Origin of the sequence: Bacillus sp. FJAT-27986, assembly GCF_001685035.1 — a bacterium.
Lineage (GTDB): Bacteria > Bacillota > Bacilli > Bacillales > Pradoshiaceae > Pradoshia.
Genome location: NZ_MAYV01000001.1, coordinates 162,309 through 178,592 on the forward strand (window position 1 = coordinate 162,309; position 16,284 = coordinate 178,592).

At 35.7% G+C, this 16,284-nt stretch carries 13 protein-coding genes; 7 read left to right on the top strand and 6 right to left on the bottom strand.

Translation table 11 applies throughout. The features are described from left to right. Positions 1 to 50: 50 nt before the first annotated feature. Positions 51 to 1,811, bottom strand: coding sequence for an ABC transporter ATP-binding protein (locus A8L44_RS00710; protein WP_066100081.1), 1,761 nt, complete (start codon positions 1,809 to 1,811; stop codon positions 51 to 53). 310 nt (positions 1,812 to 2,121) lie between these two features. On the opposite strand from A8L44_RS00710, the gene A8L44_RS00715 reads away from it, so the two are divergent. From A8L44_RS00715 to A8L44_RS00730, 4 genes are all read left to right on the top strand, one after another. Then, positions 2,122 to 2,568: a MarR family winged helix-turn-helix transcriptional regulator gene (locus A8L44_RS00715; RefSeq protein WP_066100083.1), complete on the top strand. Its 447-nt coding sequence runs from the start codon at positions 2,122 to 2,124 to the stop codon at positions 2,566 to 2,568. A gap of 14 nt (positions 2,569 to 2,582) precedes the next feature. Continuing rightward, positions 2,583 to 4,313: an ABC transporter ATP-binding protein gene (locus tag A8L44_RS00720; protein WP_066100087.1), complete on the top strand. Its 1,731-nt coding sequence runs from the start codon at positions 2,583 to 2,585 to the stop codon at positions 4,311 to 4,313. Continuing rightward, positions 4,310 to 6,163, top strand: coding sequence for an ABC transporter ATP-binding protein (locus A8L44_RS00725; protein ID WP_066100090.1), 1,854 nt, complete (start codon positions 4,310 to 4,312; stop codon positions 6,161 to 6,163). Before A8L44_RS00720 ends, A8L44_RS00725 begins: the two co-directional genes overlap by 4 nt. Before the next feature lie 236 nt (positions 6,164 to 6,399). Beyond that, positions 6,400 to 6,966, top strand: a complete 567-nt coding sequence (locus A8L44_RS00730; RefSeq protein WP_175354210.1) for a DUF2294 domain-containing protein — start codon at positions 6,400 to 6,402, stop codon at positions 6,964 to 6,966. A gap of 1,129 nt (positions 6,967 to 8,095) precedes the next feature. On the opposite strand, the gene hmpA is transcribed toward A8L44_RS00730, so the two are convergent. After that, the gene (hmpA, locus tag A8L44_RS00745) at positions 8,096 to 9,307 is read right to left on the bottom strand and encodes an NO-inducible flavohemoprotein (protein ID WP_066100099.1); all 1,212 of its coding nucleotides are present in this window, start codon (positions 9,305 to 9,307) and stop codon (positions 8,096 to 8,098) included. A 166-nt stretch (positions 9,308 to 9,473) separates the two neighbouring features. On the opposite strand from hmpA, the gene A8L44_RS00750 reads away from it, so the two are divergent. Then, complete coding sequence (locus tag A8L44_RS00750) at positions 9,474 to 9,926, top strand: RrF2 family transcriptional regulator (protein ID WP_066100101.1); 453 nt, start codon at positions 9,474 to 9,476, stop codon at positions 9,924 to 9,926. 1,312 nt (positions 9,927 to 11,238) lie between these two features. Here A8L44_RS00750 and A8L44_RS00760 read toward each other — a convergent pair. Beyond that, a complete protein-coding gene (locus A8L44_RS00760; RefSeq protein WP_066100107.1) occupies positions 11,239 to 11,769 on the bottom strand; it encodes an NADPH-dependent FMN reductase in 531 nt (176 codons plus the stop codon). A gap of 281 nt (positions 11,770 to 12,050) precedes the next feature. Beyond that, on the bottom strand, positions 12,051 to 12,377 hold the full coding sequence (locus A8L44_RS00765; RefSeq protein WP_077247930.1) for a GNAT family N-acetyltransferase: 327 nt from the start codon (positions 12,375 to 12,377) through the stop codon (positions 12,051 to 12,053). A 251-nt stretch (positions 12,378 to 12,628) separates the two neighbouring features. Here A8L44_RS00765 and A8L44_RS00770 point away from each other — a divergent pair, with 251 nt between their 5' ends. Continuing rightward, entirely contained in the window at positions 12,629 to 13,177 is a 549-nt protein-coding gene (locus A8L44_RS00770) for a 2'-5' RNA ligase family protein (RefSeq protein WP_066100113.1), read from the top strand. A gap of 410 nt (positions 13,178 to 13,587) precedes the next feature. Here the strand turns inward: A8L44_RS00770 and A8L44_RS00775 are convergent, their stop codons facing one another. After that, positions 13,588 to 14,481 (bottom strand): alpha/beta hydrolase, encoded by an 894-nt coding sequence (locus A8L44_RS00775; RefSeq protein ID WP_373925461.1) that lies wholly within the window; start codon positions 14,479 to 14,481, stop codon positions 13,588 to 13,590. Between the two features lie 126 nt (positions 14,482 to 14,607). Here A8L44_RS00775 and hemH point away from each other — a divergent pair, with 126 nt between their 5' ends. Further along, positions 14,608 to 15,582, top strand: a complete 975-nt coding sequence (hemH, locus tag A8L44_RS00780; protein ID WP_217491065.1) for a ferrochelatase — start codon at positions 14,608 to 14,610, stop codon at positions 15,580 to 15,582. A 244-nt stretch (positions 15,583 to 15,826) separates the two neighbouring features. On the opposite strand, the gene A8L44_RS00785 is transcribed toward hemH, so the two are convergent. Continuing rightward, positions 15,827 to 16,279: a threonine/serine exporter family protein gene (locus A8L44_RS00785; RefSeq protein ID WP_077247931.1), complete on the bottom strand. Its 453-nt coding sequence runs from the start codon at positions 16,277 to 16,279 to the stop codon at positions 15,827 to 15,829. Positions 16,280 to 16,284: the final 5 nt, after the last annotated feature.

The window sequence follows — 16,284 nt, forward strand, 5'->3', positions numbered from 1 at the left end:
CTAGTTGTTCATTCTTAAATATCAAAAAAAATTGTTATGCTTTGTGCAATTTATGCCTTCTCTTTTAAATTCTCATTAATTTTTAATTGCTGTGTTGCGAATTCATGGTAGAGCTTGTGAGTTTGCATTAATTCTTCATGTGTTCCTCTACCTGTAATTTCACCTTTTTCAATAAATAACAACTGATCGGCATTGACGACGGTTGATAATCGATGGGCAATAACGATTGTCGTCCTCCCTACCATTAGTTTATTTAATGCAGCCTGCACGATTTGTTCAGACTGGCTGTCTAAACTTGATGTGGCCTCGTCTAGCATTAGAATACTTGGATTTCTCAATAACGCTCTTGCTATCGCAATTCGTTGGCGCTGTCCTCCTGACAGCTTCAATCCCCTCTCCCCTACATCCGTTTGGAATCCTTCTGGAAGCTGCTGAATGAATTCAAGTGCATGAGCCATTTCAACTGCTTGCTCCAGTTCAGCGGAGGTTACTTCCCTTTCCAAACCATAACATATATTATCCTGGATCGTACCTGCCAACAGCGGGCTTTCTTGAGATACATACCCAATATGCTTCCGCCACGATTGCAAATTGTATTCACCGATAGGAATTTCACCTATCCTGATTGATCCCTCACTTGGTTCGTAAAAGCGTTCAAGCAATTTAAACAGAGTCGTCTTCCCTCCACCGCTTGGTCCAACAATCGCTGTTACTTTTCCCGCTTCAATCTTTGCATTTAAATGACGAAGAATTAAAGACTCCTCTGCATATCCAAATGATAAATCATCGAGAACGATATCGACATTTGCTTTTACTAGTTCTTTCCCTTTGAGTAAATCCTCTTCTTTTTCATTCAGGATTTCAATTATTCTCATGGTTGCTCCCATCGAACGCTGCAATTGAGTAAAAAATGTCGTAATTTGCCCCATAGGCATAATAATTTGAAAAATGTAAAGAATAAAAGCCACAAGCGAACCTGCTGTAATAATTCCGCTCGCTACCTGCATACCGCCATACCCAATAATTCCTACTAGAGCAGCCATTAGCACTAATGTGATAATTGGTGAAACAAGAGACTGGGTCTTCGCTTCTTTTAAACCAAGAGCGAACAACCGGTTTACACCTGACATTCCCCTATTATATTCAATTTCTTCTGCATTGGATGCCTTGACTAAGCGGATTTCAGGTAGGACCTGATTTAATACCCCTGTAAATCTACCAGTTTCAGCTTGGGTCTCCTTCGAGATATTATGCATAATTCGGCCAATTGGTATTAAAATCATGGCTGCTATTGGGAAAACAATAAATATTAACAGGGTTAATTTCCAGTTCATGATAAATAATATCGTTATAGACCCAATAACTGAAATCATTCCAGTAATAGCCCCAACTAAATGGGTAGTTATCAATTCTTTGACGACCATTGTGTCATTTGTTAATCTGCTAATCATTTCCCCTGAACCATATTTGTCAGAGTACGATACAGGCAGCTTAATCAACTTTTTCCATAATAAATCCCTCAAGCCTGCAATGATTTTTTGACCATTATATCCAAGTGCATAGGTCGCGTATGCACTTAAACCAGCTTGAGCAATAAACACCAATACAATTATGAGAATCTGACTTTTAGATAATGAAGACATACTGAAGCCGTCTACCAATTCCTTTGTTAACAATGGAATGAGCAACCCAATAAGGGTAGTAATAATACTCAGACCGAGTGCAAAACCAAGTCTTCCATATGAAGGGTTCGTTGCATGCAATAACCGAAAAAAGCGTTTATAACTCCCCTTCTGTTTTCTTTCTTTCATAAACTTTCTTCCTCCTGAGTTTAGCTTCTATATATAACGTTACCGAAGAACTGATATAAAGACAATCCTAATTATGTAAAACATTGGGATTTTAAGCTGAATTTAATATGTTTTATACATTATACATTTTTTCATTTCCTATTTCTTTTATTTAACAGACCTACAAAACCATCGTATTTAATTTGTCATATTTTACACTTTCTGAAACTGTATAGCTATATTGACTTGTATATATTATATAAATATAATTTTATTTGCTTTTAATTTGGTTACTTAACTATTAGGAAGACTTTGTTTTAGAGGTGGAGGTATGACAGTTAACAAAGACCGATCAGTTGAAAAATTGATCAGGGCTTTTACACAGTTTGACAAATTGGATTGGGAAAAGAAAACAATAAAAGGATATAAACCAAGTGAAATAAGAGTTTTGACATGTATCAAAGAAAAAACTCAACATATTACCGAGATTAAGGTATCCGAGATCAGCAAGCAGTTAAATGTTAAAATGCCATCTGTTACCCCCATTTTAAATAAGCTGGAACAGCATAACCTAATTACCCGCAGAATTGATAAAAATGATCGCAGGGTGGTACTGGTTACATTAACATGTGAGGGAGATTCTGTAGCAGATGCAGCACTTGCTAAATTACATCAAACTTTTACCCTTCTAGAGGAATATATCGGATTAGATGATAGTAAGGAACTCACCCGATTATTAACCAAAGTGTATGAGTTTTTTAATGAAAATCAGTATTAAGGAGTTGTTAATTTTTGAGGAAATTGTTTCGCTATTTAGCACCGTATAAATTACCGATTGTTTTTATATTCGCATTGGTATTTATACAGTCATTATCAGAATTATTCTTACCCACATTGATGTCTGACATCATCGACAAAGGTGTCATTAATCAGAACATACCATACATATGGAAAATTGGCGGATTTATGCTTTTGGTTGCTGCAGTTGGTACGCTTTGCTCTATTACGGCAAGTTACTTCAGCGCCAAAGTATCCATGTCATTTGGCAAAAATCTTCGCTCCAGAGTATTCTCCCATGTTGAGAATTTTTCACTTCATGAATTTGAACAAGTTGGTACTGCTTCCTTAATTACAAGAACAACCAATGATATAACACAGGTACAATTGGTCCTTAACATGATCCTTAGAATGATGATAATGGCACCTTTAATGGCTATTGGTGGCATTATTATGGCCTTTTCAAAAGATCCCGAACTATCCTGGGTTATCATCCTTGCGATTCCGGTCTTAGTGGGCGTTATTCTTTTTGTCATCTGGAAAGGCGTCCCTCTATTTAAACTGGTTCAACGCAGATTGGATGCTGTAAACCGTGTCATTCGCGAAAATTTGACTGGTGTCCGTGTCATTCGTTCCTTTAATCGGATCAATTTTGAAAAGGAACGTTTTAAGAAGGCCAACAAAGACTTAAGAGACACTACTATCAAAGTGAATAAATTAATGGCTACACTTATGCCGCTCATGATGCTGATTATGAACTATACAACCATTGCGGTTGTTTGGTTTGGTGCAATCAGGATTGATCATGGAGATATGCAGGTCGGTGATTTAATGGCCTTTATTCAATATGCCATGCAAATTATGTTCTCCATGGTTATGCTTTCCATGATGTTTGTCATGATTCCTCGTGCTTCTGCTTCCGCAGCTCGTATTAATGAAGTATTGGCGATTAAGCCCACTATTAAAGATGAGCCAATTAAACATGAAGCTAAACCAACTAAAACTGGCTACCTGGAATTTAAGAATGTTACATTCAGCTATCCAGGTGCCGAAGAACCTGCCTTAAAAGGCCTTTCATTTAGCGCTGGTCCTGGTGAGGTTACAGCCATTATCGGCGGAACTGGTTCTGGGAAATCAACATTATTAAAGCTGATTCCTCGTTTTTATGAACCGACTGAAGGCAGTATTTATCTTAATGGAATCAATATTAAGGAACTGGAATTAGTGGATTTACGTAACCGAATTGGTCTAGTTCCTCAGAAAGCTGTTTTATTCACCGGTACCGTAAAGGAAAATATCCTCTACGGAAATGAGAATGCCAGTGATGAGGAAGTCATCCATGCTGCAAAAGTCGCACAAGCCTATGATTTTGTTTCTAATATGAAGGAAGGCTTTGACTCTCCTATTTCTCAGGGCGGTACAAATATTTCCGGAGGACAAAAGCAACGTCTGTCCATTGCGAGAGCCTTGGTTCGAAAACCGGAAATCTATATGTTTGATGACAGCTTTTCTGCACTGGATTTCAAAACGGACGCTAAGCTGCGGAAAGCTTTAAAAAGTGAAACCACGGAAGGAACGGTTTTATTGGTTGCCCAACGTGTATCTACGGTTATGGATGCCGATCGTATCATTGTATTGGATGAAGGAAATGTTATGGGAATTGGTACACATGAAGAATTACTAAAATCATGTGATACCTATCAAGAAATTGTGAAGTCACAGCTTTCTGAGGAGGAGATTGCATGAGCAGAATGACAAGAAGACAATCAAATCCGGGATTTGGTCCTCCAGGTGGTCCAGGAGCACCGATACAAAAAGCAAAAGATTTTAAGGGTACGTTAAAACGATTAATTCGTTATTTAGCACCTTATAAATTTCGCCTTTTAACTGTATTGCTGGCTGCAATCCTCAGTACGGTTTTCACCATTGTCGGCCCAAAAGTATTAGGTAAAGCGACAACCAAAATATTTGAAGGCATTATGGAAAAAATGTCAGGTATTCCTGGCGCAGGCATCGATTTTGAGTATATCATTCGAATTCTCTTCCTACTCGGCGCCTTATATTTGTTTAGCTCAATCTTCGCCTTTATCCAGCAATATATTATGGCAAGCGTTGCTCAAAATACGGTATTTACATTAAGAGAAGAAGCTGAAGCTAAGGTATCTCGGCTGCCTTTAAAGTATTTTGATGGAACAACTACAGGTGAAACTTTAAGCCGGATTGTGAATGATATTGATAATATCAGCACTACCTTACAACAAAGCTTAACACAGCTTATTACCAGTGTAGTAACGATTATTGGTGTTATTATTATGATGCTGTCGATCAGCCCGGTTATGACAGGAATTCTTCTTTTAACATTACCTTTAAGCGGAGTAGTCGCTGTATTTGTAGCCAAAAAATCTCAAACCTACTTTGCTGGCCAACAAAAATCACTTGGAAATTTAAGTGGCCATGTTGAAGAAATCTATACTGGACATGAGGTCGTGAAAGCCTTTGGCCAAGAGGAAAAAGCTTTGGAAGAGTTTGAGGCAATAAATGAAAAATTATACGAATCATCCTGGAAAGCACAGTTTATTTCAGGTGTAATTATGCCCTTCATGCAATTTATCGGAAACATCGGATATGTACTCATATGTGTAGTTGGCGGTATTTTTGTTACAAACGGAAGAATAACAGTTGGTGATATACAGGCTTTTATACAATATGCACGCCAATTCACACAACCGATTACTCAAACGGCGAATATCGCTAACATTATTCAATCTACTGTTGCTTCTGCAGAACGTGTATTTGAACTGCTAGATGAGGAGGAGGAGGAAGCAGAAACAACGAATCCACAAATGATTTCTCTTCCAAAAGGACATGTGGTTTTTGATCATGTTGCATTCGGATATAAGCAGGATCAGCTATTGATTGAAGATATGAATCTTGATGTCAAACCAGGGCAAAAAGTAGCCATAGTAGGTCCGACCGGTGCAGGTAAAACAACAATGATTAACCTGTTAATGCGTTTTTATGAATTAAATGGCGGAAGCATAAAAATTGATGGTGTCGATATTAAAGAAATGAAACGCGGAGATCTCCATGGATTATTCGGTATGGTTCTTCAGGATACATGGCTCTTTAATGGTACCATTGCAGATAATATTGGCTATGGTCGTGAAGGTGCCACTCGTGAAGAAATTATTGAAGCAGCCCAAGCAGCTCATGCCGATCATTTTATTCGTACATTGCCAGAAGGATATGAAACTGAATTAAATGAAGAAGCATCCAATATATCACAGGGTCAAAAACAATTGCTTACAATAGCTCGTGCCATTTTAGCAAACCCTTCTATTCTAATCTTGGATGAAGCAACAAGCAGTGTTGATACAAGAACTGAAATCTTTATTCAGAAAGCGATGAATCGCTTAATGGAAAATCGTACAAGCTTTGTGATCGCTCACCGTTTATCCACGATTAAAGATGCAGATTTAATTCTAGTAATGAATAAAGGAACCGTCATTGAACAAGGTACTCATGATGAGTTGCTGAGACAAAATGGTTTCTATGCGGATCTTTATAACAGCCAGTTTGCAGATGAAGCCGTATAAAACAAATGTGCCGGGAAGAAAACTTCCCGGCACATTTGATAATATTAAATATTATTTCCGCAGCGCCAAAGTTTGACCAATCACCCCTCTCATGTCCTAATCGTTTCTAGATGTTTTCGTTGACTTTAATCTTTTAATTCAGACTAAAATCCCCTGTAATAAGTCTTTGTCTGATGTTTCAAAAAAATTACTTAGGGATAAATGATAAGAAAGTCACAAAGCCTGAGGTGTATGATATGGAAATAACAAAAGCCGAAAAAGACATTAGCAGTTATATAGGAAGAATGCTAAGAGAAACCTTCGGACGGGGCCCCAGCCACGTTATTTGTACGTTATCGTCTCCTACTCTTGCTGTGCATCTTGCCGATTTCCTTTCCCCTATGGAGAAATCCTTATTGGCTAATCAAGATGGTGAAGTTTACGTGCAAAAGAACCGGGACCTTCTCATGGAAACCATAATCAAAGACATCACCTCCTATATTGAAGCAGCATTAGGAACAAAAGTTGATGAATTCTTTTATGATTGGAATTTGCAAACTTCGACTGGCATGTTTATTATTACGCTATCAAAAACAGCAACGAGCATCAGTGATTATAGAAATAGAGAGAAAGTCGAACGAGAATTAGCGAAGGTTACCAAGCTTGCTCAAAAAGAACCAGTGGAAATCTATTCAACTATGCTCAATAAGCGGCAGCTGATGATTGTCCGAAAAGGTATAATGGTTCCGATCGAAAAGGAATTGATCAAGTTCGGCTTTACTGAACAATTAACGATCGCGAGCGGGATTTGGAGAAACGTTTGATAATAGAGCATAAAAGAAACTTCGAGAACTATTTAAACACCAAAATAATCGATAAATTTACTTTTTGGAATTTCGAGAAAGATACTAGCTATATTATTTTCATTTTGCAAAGTTGATTGGTTGATTGACAATAACCCCCATCTGCGATAAAGTTATCTGTAACATCTTAATAAAATAACTGATAGCAATGAGTGGGCATAGAACCATACATAAGTCAGGAAAGGATTAATAAATTTGTCCTTTTCTGGCTTTTTTTATGAATAAATTCAAAAAAAACAGGGGATGATTACCTATAAATATGGAAGATTGTATACTAATAAAGAAGGAACTATTAGACAGATTAGATTCGTTTAAGAAACAGAAATTATTAGGCAGCCACATAATTAAACGGATGGAAATGGAACATTATATAGAAAATGTTGCAAGCTCTTTATCAATTAATTATAAAAAAGAGTCAAATTCGACTAACACTGTTTATTATTTCTGTATCAATGAGAGTCAATTACAATTGAAATTCTTGTTTCGCTACGGTACATATTATACACGACACCAAATTATTAACCGATATGAATAGAGACTGATTTTATCGGGTGATCCTTTTATTAAGTATACTGACTATCTAGCCATTCAATCAGCTACCTTTATGAAATGTCAATGCAAACATATGAAATGTACATATAGACTAAAAGAAACCTGGTTTTTGTGTACAGCTGCAGATTAATCATTTAGGGTTAACCAGCTGAGATAGTTGTGTCTCTGAACATACCGATTTAAGGCAAGAAGTATTAGATTAATCCTTAGGCACTTCATTTGAATGTCTTTCACTAAACAAATGACGGTAATTAATACCTGATCAACAAACGCACTAAAGGTGCTTGAGGAATTCTTCTTATTGTTTTTTATAATCTTTATCTCTGTATATTCCTTTACCATCCTCCCCTCTTTTAATCTATTAAACCAATCAATTCAGCGCACACTTTTAGTAATGTTTGGGATCGTTATAGAATAATAAAATCATGGTGAGTTACGGAGACAAAACATATTCTCTGCTGATTTTCACAACAAAGAGTTTAACAGACGAGGAATTTATAAAAAATATGCCAGGAATAAACTTCCTAGCATGTTTTTTTCACACTTTTTCTGTTACTGTTTCGATTTTCATGGAAGGTCCAAAAAATTCAAACCGTACTTTTTCTTGCGGTACGCCTAGTTTATAAAGCATTTGAATGACACCTTGCATAAATTCGACTGGCCCACAAACATAGAAAATTCCATTCTGATCTAATTGCCTCAATACCTCTTCATTGATTCTGCCTATTTTATAATTCTCCTCGATTACATCAGCTTCTTCATTATAAAAGTTGATTGTCATATCATGCATTTGCCTGTTTAACATGGAGAGCTCATCAGCAAATGCTTGAAGCTTCCTGTTTTTAAACGCGTGTATCAAAGTAATTTTTCTTAATGATTCCTGTTTATAAAGTGTATTCAACATACTAATAAATGGCGTTATCCCTACTCCGGCAGCTATAAAGGTAATTGGCTCGGTGTCCTCTTCTAAAGTAAAATCTCCCGCTGGTACCGTTAGTTGTACTATATCACCCGTACATACTTCCTTATGCAGGTAATTAGATACTTTACCATCAGGATTGTCATGCATACTTTCACTTTTTACAGAAATTCGATAGTATTCACCATTGGATACATTCGTTAAGCTATATTGGCGATTCATCATAAACTGTTCTCCTGGAATTTGAACCCGAACAGTTATATATTGGCCCGGTTCAAATTCGGGTATTGCCAGCCCATCGGTTGGTTTTAAATAGAAGGAAGTAATACCGTCACTTTCCCTCACTTTCTTTATGACTTCAAATTCTCGATAGTCTCTCCAACCACCAACCTTATTTTCCGCTTCTTCATACATTTCACGTTCAACCCCTATGAAGATATCAGCGATTGCCCCATAGGCCTCTTCCCACGCTTTTAAAATATCATCTGTAGCCGCATCACCTAATACTTTTTTAATAGCCAACAATAAATATTTTCCTACAATCGGATAATGCTCAGGTTTAATCATTAAACTACGGTGTTTATGTGCAATTTGTTTTACAACCGGCAGAAGCACTTCCAATTGATCGATATAATAGGCCGCAGCTGTTACCGTATTTGCTAATGCAGTCTGCTGTCTGCCTCTTTTTTGATTTGCATGATTAAAAATATTCAAAAGCTCAGGATGTGCTTCAAACATCGTTTTATAAAATACCGTAGTTATTTCCTTACCCCTTGTTTCCAATATTGGTGCAGTTGATTTCACAATTTCGATTGTTTGAGTAGACAACATATAAAAATCCCCTTTTAAAGATGTATTTGAAATACATCTTTAATTTTACTCTATTGGAAAGTAAAAGCAATATTTCAGATACATCTTTTCTGTGAACTTTCTTTGGAAGCCTATTTATGTATGGTAGTATTAAAGATGAGTAGATAATCTGAAGCGGGGCGTGACTATGCGATTAACAAATTTCAGTGACTATTCCATCAGGGTGCTTATGTACTTGGCAAGTCATCCCGATCGATTAGTAAATATAAAAGAAATTGCTGATGCCTATGGCATATCCAAAAATCATTTAATGAAAATTATATACCAGCTGGGCAAGTTAGGTTATATAGAAACAATACGTGGGCGTAATGGCGGCATGAGACTGGCAATGAAACCTCATGAAATCAATATCGGGGGTTTAGTAAGAAAAACTGAAGAAGATTTTAACATAGTTGAGTGTTTTTCTGATCATAATACATGTCCCATCTCTCCTGTTTGTACGTTGAGAGGTATTTTAAATAAAGCATTGTATGCTTTTTTAAACGTATTAGATGGCTATACACTCGCAGATATATCTCAAAACAAAGAAGTGTTAGCTCAATTTCTAGGAGCTTATTCCGAAGTAAACAATGATTCGTAAAATCCACTTTAGAAATAACATTTATGATACAAATCTATTTAAAAGGCAGTGCGGCAGTCATTTATGGCCTGTTGCACTGCCTTTTTAGACAAATTATATTTACGTACCACATTAAATCGTTGAAGAGAACCGTCCTATATTAAATCTTCATTCTTCTATCATCTAAATTCCAATAATCATAATCGTTCGCTGTGAGAGTATTATAGATAAGCAAATAAAAAAACGAGGCTGGGAAATAACTTGAAAACAATCCTGTAGACGAACGATATCTAAATTAATCTTACTAGACTTTGTTGCTTATTAAAGAGTTAAGTTTGAGAAAAAAGTCTGTTCCATTGGGCGCTTCCTCGGCTGAGCCTGCTGGGTCTTAAGCCTCCTCTACTTCCCAAGGAGTCGAGTGGCTTCCGTTCCATTCCACTTGATATGAATAATCGTATGCAGAATGAACCTTTCTATTGAAGACAATTAAAACGCAACCTAGCCGGCGAATATCCAATTGAAATATCACCTAATAGTTTGGGTTTATCATTAACTGAAATACTTGTCCCAGCCTCGCCTCTCTTTAAAAGGCAGTAAGTTTTTCTCTTTGATATCATGGTCTATTTTAGACCATTTATCATTACCTGAAGCTTTTTTGAATGTCATTCTATGCGAAGGTTGGAACCTACGAAAGGAAATTCGTCGTGATACAATTTTTACTATAAACAATCTCGGTCTAATTCTAAATAGGATTCTACCTTTAACAGGAACTTGATACTAACCATTAGTCTTAAGGGTTATAATTTACATAATATTTTGAATGTGGAAAAATTTTAACGGTGAATTAACAGAATCTTTTGTGATATTATTTAAATATAACATCATGAGGAAAGAAGGTGATATAGTGTGCGCTCAAAAAAAATATAATGAATTATTAAATGAATTGAGAAAAAATTATCAAATGTACTATGATAACCGGTCCATATCACACAAAGATTTTTATAAACGACGCGTACATTTAATTATGAAACTTCGTACATTGGATATCAATGAAGATAAATCATTAATAAGCGATATTTCAAACTATTCATCTGATTTTAATAAACACAATTAACCCTTTCATATAAATTGAATGAAAAAGAGATTGAGCAGTTTAAAAATCAATTCAATCTCTTCATCCAATTCTCTGTAGGAAGAAAATCTCTTACTTTTTTATGTCTTAGTAAGTCGTCTACTCCTATCTTTATCTTGAATGCTCTATATTCTATTGAAATGCTAGGAATGCAGATACCATTTTTCTCATTCACATTTAGTTAGAGGATCTGATAAAATTTTAGTGAATCTCCTTTAAATCAATAACTTCCTGAGCCAATGCTTGGATCCTATTATTCTCCTCTTCATTTACAATTTTATTGCCAGGTCCAAAGCAGCTTGTATGTAAAAATACATTATTAAATGGTATTATCGCTTTGAAATAAGATAATATCGGTTTTAATTGGTACTCAGTTACTAAAAAGTGTTTTTCAGATCCTCCATTCGTAACAATTCCTACCACTTTTCCTTTAAAACAATCCGGAGCTAAATGATCAAATAGATTTTTTAGAACACCCGGTATCGACGCCTGATAAATGGGTGTACCAATTATTATAATATCCGCATCGTTTAGTTTATTGACTACCGTTCGGGTATCCTGATTATAGGATGAAAAAGGAATGCCTCTTACAAATTCCACATTATAATTTCTAAGATCTATTAATTCTGTATCTAATTGATTATCTATTTTGTTTACAGCTGCCAATACCTCTTCCACTGATTTAGGTGTTTTTTCACCAATTATGGAACCTGATAATCCTATTACTTTCATTACCTATTCACACTCCCACTCCATGCATCGCCATATTTTGTTATTTCTATACTTTTATCATACTTTTTGGAGGACGGGATATCTACTATTTCTGCTTTTCGTAAAAATCTGTATTCGAAATAACAAATCATTAACATAAAGGGGTGAAAGCCTCTTTAATGTCAGCAAAACAAGAAGTACCTCGGCCCAAACAGATTTTGTATATCCATATTTTAAAAACAAAAATCCTTACTTTTGCAAATAAGGAAGTGAAATAGGTGTGTACATTTTAGATTATTGGATTACATTAAAACATCCTGATATTCTTTTTTATTTTCAAGCATCATTTTTGCAAATGGACAAACGGGCTTAATATATTTATTTTCATTTCTTGCATGCAATACTACACGGTTTACTAATGCCTTGCCCAAACCTTTCCCCCTGTAGCTATTTGCAACTAATGTATGATTAATGATGATACTCCCTTGTTCAGATACCTCTTGCTCATCTGCCACAAATTCTATCTGAGCAACAATATTACCGCCAATTGCTATATAAAAATCGTTACTACAGCCAGGCACAATAACCCTCTCCCATCTTTTATTATTTATGACATCTGTAAAGTATATGAATAGACTGGTTGATTATCGGTATATAACATTTTAGAAGCTAATCCTCATAAGGACTATTGAAGATATAATTGAATACAAATTTTATATTAAAGTCTTAAACTTCGAGACAGTTAAAGTTTCTTTGTCTCATTAAAAGTATATGAATAGCATCTTTTTTATGGCTGTTGTTTTTCACGTAATAATTCCATTTGCATGTTCGGAATTTTCTGTTAAAATAATTAAAACTGAAAATAAGGGTGTAAAGAAGAATGAATTTGGAGTATTTTATAGGGATTGTTCCACCTGAAGAATATTTGGAACGTATTGAGCATTTTCAAAGTAAATGGATTAAACAATCGGGTGTAGAACCACACATAACATTGAAAGCACAAGGAGGACTAACTCCAGATAAACAATGGATTGATAAGGTACAAACCGTATGCGATACCTTCAAACCTTTTCAAGTATCATTAGATAAGCCCAACTATTTTGGAGATAGCGTTTTATATTTGAGTGTTAACTCAACTAACTTACACAAATTGCATCAAAAAATCATTAATGAGATTTCACCGTCAGAAGACTTAATAAAACAGTATTTTGAACTTGATGCCTTTGTACCTCACTTAACTCTGGGGAAAGAAAAATACGGTGGAAATATTTCTACTGGGCTCTCTAAAAAAGAACTAATAGAAATGGAAAAAATAGCAGATAGAGAGTTGAAACCGTACCCTAATTTTACAGTAGATTTTATTAGAATATATGAACTGAACATTGAAAAGCAAAGATATGAAAAATATTTAGATATCTCTTTAAGGTGATCACACATATCAAGGTCTTTTTATGCATTTCTCAACATTCCAACTGTTTTATAATTAGATTTTTTTGAAATAAACATTTGTTCCACGCGTTTATTAAATCCTAAATCTTTTCCTGATTCAAGCCAATGGAACCAATAGAGATAATTTCCAATATTATCCTTAAATCAATTATACCCATTTATACAGGGCACAAACTATACAAAACAGCCTTATTATTAATAAAATCCATCATTCATGTATATATATCCATTTAATAACATTATTATGAACTTTTTTAATAAATATGTTTAAGGATATGTGCTTATAAAAAGAAGCAGTCCAACTCTAAATGAATTGAACCGCCATTGTTTTTCGATTTATTTATATAGATTTATCAAAAATCATCAGGACAGCGTAAGCCCAGCATTAATCTAGGAAAAGGCCTCTTTTAATTCATCACTAATTAAGTGCCATGCCTCTTCAGCCTGTTTCAATTCACCTGTATGAGTAAATGCATGTGCAGCTTCCATGTACCTCTTCTTCTTGACTGTCACCCCAGCTTCTTCAAGCTGGCTTGCATAGTAGTCGGCTTCATCTGCAAGAGAGTCAAATTCAGCAGTGATGATTAAAGCAGGCGGCAAGTCTTCCAAATCCTCAGCATATACAGGAGAGACCAATGGGTTTTCCGCATCTTTCATTGATTTTAAATAGGATTCATTAAACAGTTTTGCCAGTCTGGGTGGTATGGCTTTTTTATGCTTGAATTTCAGGTCCGGATCAGTAGCAAGGTCCAGCGGTGGATAATTAAGGATTTGCTTCACTAAAGGAATCTGCTCTCTCTCCTTGTTCAGCAAACAAAGAGCAGCTGCTAAATTCCCACCTGCACTATGTCCCCCAACTGCTATTCGCTTATTGTCTACCTGAAGGACATTGGGGTTCTCATAAAGCCATTTCAGAATATCATAGCATTCATATATTGCAGCAGGAAATTTGTATTCTGGTGCCAGATGATAATCAATATTCACTACTAAACAACTGGCTCGGTCCGCTATCACAGGACACCACGCATCATCCAATTCAGCACTTCCCATCACAAATCCACCGCCATGCATATTCACAAAAACGGGTAATGGTCCCTCTGTATTACGGTTTGGCCGATATGTAATGACGCGAGTATTTCCTAAATTTGTTTCAATCAACCGCTCCTCCCTTTCAACGTTAGGTTTTATACTAGGTTTCAGGAAGGAGGCCTGTACCATCTTACGTTCCATCATCCGAATGGTCTTTGCGAGTATTTTTTGATTTAGAACAAGCAATATACACACTCCTTTTATCTGGGACTGTAACAATTGAGTCAAATAGTACGTTTTTGTACAAAAAGTTTTTGTAATATAAATTATATATATATTAAAATAATAATAACAATATTATTATACGGCAGGAGAATGGATATGGAAAAGACAGCTATTCTTTTAGTTAACTTGGGTACACCTGATCAACCAACCACGTCCTCTGTACGTTCGTATTTAAAAGAATTTCTAAGTGACAGTAGAGTAATTGATTTACCTAGGTGGAAATGGATGCCTGTCCTGCACGGAATTATTCTGAGAACACGGCCGCCGAAAACCGCAAAGCTCTACCAATCTATATGGACGAATGAAGGATCACCTTTATTAACCATCTCTATTAAACAAAAACAAGAATTAGAGAAACAATTCGCACATTCTAATATTAAAGTCTCACTTGCTATGAATTATGGTAAACCATCTATAAAGGATGAATTAGAAAAGCTGCATAGATGGGGAATGCGCCGATTAATTGTCGTGCCTTTATTTCCGCAATATTCCTCCACTACTACAGGATCTGTATGGGATCATTTGAACCAAACATTATCTAAATGGAGAGATATCCCGGAAGTAATATTTATACGTGACTACCCTGATCATCCAATATGGATTAAATTATTAAAAACGCGTATTGAACTATGCACAAAAGAACATGGCCACCCTGATGCGGTAGTCCTGTCCTATCATGGCATACCTAAAAGATATGTATCTGATGGTGACGATTATCCATACCAATGCTTAAAAACCACTCAAGCTCTAAAAAAAGAATTGCCAGATCACACTATCATTACATGCTATCAATCTAAATTTGGTAAGGAACCTTGGCTTGAACCTTCAACCAGTGAAACGTTACGTCATCTTGCCAAAAGCGGTTCTAAACATATTCACATTCTCGCTCCCAGTTTTACAGTAGATTGCCTGGAAACACTGGAAGAACTTCAGGTTGAGAATCATACTATTTTTATGGAAAACGGCGGTGAAAAATATCATTATATAGAAGCTGCCAATGACGATCCTTTATTTATTGAATGCCTGATGGATATCATTAAGCCTTATTTGGCTCCAATAAAAATCATTTAGCATAGCAATATTGGAAAATATTCCAATTTAATTTTATCATAACCAGCAAAAAAATAAACAATAAAGAACCAACCCTTTTTCTGGAACGTCCTTTATTGTTTATTTAGCTCGGTTCATGAATTTCTAATCTAGCAACATTTCTTCCATTTTTATCATATATTCATTTAAAGGAACCTATTCCACTAGATAATTTTCTCTCCTAATTAACTCCACTAAAAAACAGTATGATTATTATCATACTGCCTTAACGAACTATCTTGAAATTTTTAATCATATATAAACTGCTCTTAAATAGGATATCTGATACAACCAGTCCAATTGCAATTCCAACTGCACAGTAACCAACATTTAAAAATCCGATTAGCGCACCATCATAGTCCTGTAGTGTTAATAAACGAAATGCCTGAAAAGCTGTTATTCCCGGAACGATTGGCACCAGTCCCGGTACATAAAAGACAGTCAGCGGCATCTTAAAAATTCGTGCAGAGATTTGTCCGGCAAAGGCTAATAACAACGAACACACTATACTGGATAGAAATACGCCGTACCCTTCCGTGCTTAAAATCCAGTATCCCATCCAACCGCACATCCCTACAAGTCCTCCTATTGGTATAGACTTGCGCGGAACATTACAAATAACTGCGAAGGATATCGATGATAGAAAGCTAAAAACCATATGAATAAGGATCTGATTCACTATTT

What these genes read in the sequence shown, in the direction of transcription:
- A8L44_RS00725 (WP_066100090.1), top strand. Translation starts at nt 4,310, where the DNA reads ATGAGCAGAATGACAAGAAGACAATCAAATCCGGGATTTGGTCCTCCA.
- A8L44_RS00750 (WP_066100101.1), top strand. Translation starts at nt 9,474, where the DNA reads ATGCGATTAACAAATTTCAGTGACTATTCCATCAGGGTGCTTATGTAC.
- A8L44_RS00730 (WP_175354210.1), top strand. Translation starts at nt 6,400, where the DNA reads ATGGAAATAACAAAAGCCGAAAAAGACATTAGCAGTTATATAGGAAGA.
- hemH (WP_217491065.1), top strand. Translation starts at nt 14,608, where the DNA reads ATGGAAAAGACAGCTATTCTTTTAGTTAACTTGGGTACACCTGATCAA.
- A8L44_RS00770 (WP_066100113.1), top strand. Translation starts at nt 12,629, where the DNA reads ATGAATTTGGAGTATTTTATAGGGATTGTTCCACCTGAAGAATATTTG.
- A8L44_RS00710 (WP_066100081.1), bottom strand. Translation starts at nt 1,811, where the DNA reads ATGAAAGAAAGAAAACAGAAGGGGAGTTATAAACGCTTTTTTCGGTTA.
- hmpA (WP_066100099.1), bottom strand. Translation starts at nt 9,307, where the DNA reads ATGTTGTCTACTCAAACAATCGAAATTGTGAAATCAACTGCACCAATA.
- A8L44_RS00760 (WP_066100107.1), bottom strand. Translation starts at nt 11,769, where the DNA reads ATGAAAGTAATAGGATTATCAGGTTCCATAATTGGTGAAAAAACACCT.
- A8L44_RS00715 (WP_066100083.1), top strand. Translation starts at nt 2,122, where the DNA reads ATGACAGTTAACAAAGACCGATCAGTTGAAAAATTGATCAGGGCTTTT.